Below are 3270 nucleotides of genomic sequence, written 5' to 3' on the forward strand. Positions count from 1 at the left end.
AGTTAAAGGGATAAAACAATCTCTCAGTTCTGTATTACTTTCAATTCTTATTTCTATGAGTAAAAATCATCATCACTCCTGTTTGCATGTACTGCAATGACCTCAAAAACAAATATGTACTCAAAACAATTGTTTCAGCAACACCCATAATTGAAAAGAGAGATACTGCAGAATACTCAACAGTTCCAATACCCCCCACCGAAACAGGAATGTAACCAACCAGTGTTGAAAGAACTGGAATAATGCCGATTTCGGGCCAGGGTATGAATTGCCCGAAGGATCGGAATGCACAATAATAGGAAAGACACATCACAAGCCATTTTACAATAGTAAGAAATGTATTGAGAATTAGAATGTGCCATTTATCACGAACGCTTTTCAGTTCATCTAATGTTGATATAGTCCATTGTTTTGCTTTTAAAACATATTTAAAATCAGATGGAACTTTCTGGATAATTACTATAGCAAAAACAATAGCAGACAAACCTGCAAAAGGCATTACAATAAACCAAACAGGATTGATTTCCGGCAGAAATATATGTGCTCCATACCATGCAATACAAAAGAGTACAAATACAGTTACGATTTTATCGATAAGGTAAGCCAGCCCGCTTCTTCGTAAAGGAATTCCCTGTTTTTTCAGAAACAATGCGATTGAGGCATCTCCAAGTTGCCCCGGTGCAAATAGATTTATTGACAACGCATATATGTAACTTCTTGCATATTCAGTAAATGGTATCGGCTGCATAACACGCAGTAGTAACCAGATATTGAACGCTCCCAGAACAAAAAAAGTAAGATTGCAGATAGCTGCAAGAATACCCCATAAAAAATTGATTTTAAGAAATGTTGCCCAGAGTGAATTCAGACCAACAGAGATTACTAAATAACCCATCAAACCCACAGCGAATACCAGTCTCAAAAAGAAAAACCATGATTTCTTTGCAGGCTCTCTTATTTTATCGTCTTCTATGATTTTTCACTCCTGTTATTATGAACCATGGAGCAGTGAATACTGAAAGGAATTTAAGACGGGAAGATGAAATTCTTTTATGTATAATATTGTTAAATCTGGCTGGTTTGCTTGCAGTTTCATATCCAAAAGAAATATAATGATATTTAATATTATCAAAACCTGTGCTTTTAAATTGCCTTTTGAAACTGAATGGTGATATAGCATGGTCGCCGCTTTTATAAAAGAAATGACGAAGTGGGCTCGTCATCATTACAGATCGCTGTGGATGATATTTATTCGGTTCATACGCTAACAATATTCCACCATTCCCGAGACATCTGTATGATTCTGATAATGTTTTTACAATATTCGGGAAATGATGAAAGGCAGCTGCAGCAATAATAAGTTCAAAGGATCCATCCTTAAATGGTAAAATTGCTGCATCACCCTGTATACAAGGTTCGAAACTCTTTTGCAGGATTGGCATGCAAATATCAATACCAATAATCGATGAACCTGGTATAATTTTTCTTATGCGCTCACTAACTGAACAAGAACCACAGCCCAAGTCAAGTATTGTAGGATTATTTGATAATTGGGGAAGAAATTTACTTATCATGTCAAAATCATTGTCATCAATAGCATCGTACTTTTCTTTGCTATCTGAGAAATAATTTTTCCTGTAACGGAACTTCATTTATTAACTCCCTTCTAGAAAGTAACCAGATAACAAGAGATTCAGTAAGTCTGAAGGGTATTTCAACTGATAAGGCACCTTCGAATTTCCAGCCAACCGCAAACATTTCATTCACAATGAAAACCTTCAGTGGAGTTCTGGCAATCAGTTTATACATCAGTCCGATAACCGGATTTGCCAGCCAGCTGTACAACCTTCCTCTTTTATCCGAAAGGGGTTGCTTTTTGTGCCATTTTGCCTGCTCCACTATCAGATCCTGAAGCCACACTCTCGATTTGAAACCCCCTTCGCTGAGAATATTCGATAGATGAACAATGCTCATTTCATTCACATGGATTGCTTTTTCAAATTCACTGCGCGGGTTTTTGGGCAGCCAGGGCATGAATAATCTCAGCAGCCTTCGATATGTAATTTCATAGACCCACCTGTTTGGAAGTGTATGAATAACGATGCATCCATCGGGCGCTAAGACTTTATGACAATATTCAAACAACTCAAGAAGCTCCCAGTCATGAAGATGCTCAACCAGATCCAGCATGAATATTCTGTCGAACTTATCCCGGGTTTCCAGATTTTTAACATCATCACAGATGAAAACCATGAGTTCCTGTTCCTGTTCTGAATGTACAGCTCTGGCGGCATCGGCGATTTCGATAATCTCTTTGCTGTAATCAACCCCGACAGAATAAACTCCCATTCTCGCGCAATGCAGGACAACTTCCCCCCTTCCGCAGCCAATGTCCAGAATTTTCATGCCCTCGCTGAGATCAGCCAGATCAATAGCTTTCAGAACACGAGGCCTGAGATTCCTCCCCTGTGTTCTTATGAATTCTTCGGGCGTATCCCATCCCCAGGTATCATGAATCCATTCCTCGCTATACTTCTCTGCGGAAACGGAATCGTTTTTTTTATCTTTTTGTTTCATTTAAAAATATTCTTTTGGTTTTCCTGATAAAATATCCAAAATTACTTAAACATCCTTTCACTGAAAACCGGATATTATCTTCCGCGAAACATGATAACCAGCAGGACGGGCATTCTTTTCCTTTTATTTTCTTCCTTATTTCATCTGCACGGTTACTATACCATATTTCCCTTAGAGAATTTTTTCTGACATTCCCCGCTACAGCGTTCTTATGCATTATGTTGCAAAGGGAAACATCTCCATCCGGTAAAATAAATATTTTGTAATATCCAACAATACAGTTAAGCGGATGATATTTATCAAGGGTATAGTAATATTTCATTGAATCCAGATACTTTTTTGTGTTGTTGATAGGCATTTTCTTAAGCCTGGAAACGATCTCATTCAGTTTAAGTGTAAACTCCACGGTTCTATAATCCGATCTCAGTTTATTATTATCAACATTGAAACCTTCAAACTGGAAAGCGGTAACCCGATAAGTGAACCCGTTCTCAAGTGAGAATCGCTGCAGTTCCGGCAGGTCGTCCAGGTTATCTCTTGTAAGAACGCTCCCAACGGATATTTTACCGTATCCGGCTTCCTTCAATGCTGTTATACCTTTTATGACATTCGTGAAACCGCCTGGAATTCCCCGTAATCTTTCATATGCTTCATCACTGACCGTATCGAGCGATACCTGCACCTGAAACGGGT

Annotated in this window: 4 protein-coding genes; all 4 read right to left on the bottom strand. The window is 38.4% G+C overall.

The window, feature by feature from the left end; translation table 11 throughout:
- Positions 1 to 40: 40 nt before the first annotated feature.
- Positions 41 to 895: a flippase-like domain-containing protein gene (locus K8S15_05090; GenBank protein ID MCD4775412.1), complete on the bottom strand. Its 855-nt coding sequence runs from the start codon at positions 893 to 895 to the stop codon at positions 41 to 43.
- A 64-nt stretch (positions 896 to 959) separates the two neighbouring features.
- A complete protein-coding gene (locus K8S15_05095; protein ID MCD4775413.1) occupies positions 960 to 1652 on the bottom strand; it encodes a methyltransferase domain-containing protein in 693 nt (230 codons plus the stop codon).
- Positions 1615 to 2577 carry a class I SAM-dependent methyltransferase gene (locus K8S15_05100; GenBank protein ID MCD4775414.1) on the bottom strand — a complete coding sequence of 321 codons (963 nt, stop codon included), beginning with the start codon at positions 2575 to 2577 and terminating at the stop codon, positions 1615 to 1617. Before K8S15_05100 ends, K8S15_05095 begins: the two co-directional genes overlap by 38 nt.
- The coding region (locus tag K8S15_05105; protein MCD4775415.1) for a radical SAM protein at positions 2561 to 3270 on the bottom strand (710 nt) is incomplete at its 5' end. The genes K8S15_05100 and K8S15_05105, both read right to left, overlap by 17 nt.

The sequence above is a fragment of the Candidatus Aegiribacteria sp. genome, from assembly GCA_021108005.1.
Lineage (GTDB): Bacteria > Fermentibacterota > Fermentibacteria > Fermentibacterales > JCC-6 > Aegiribacteria.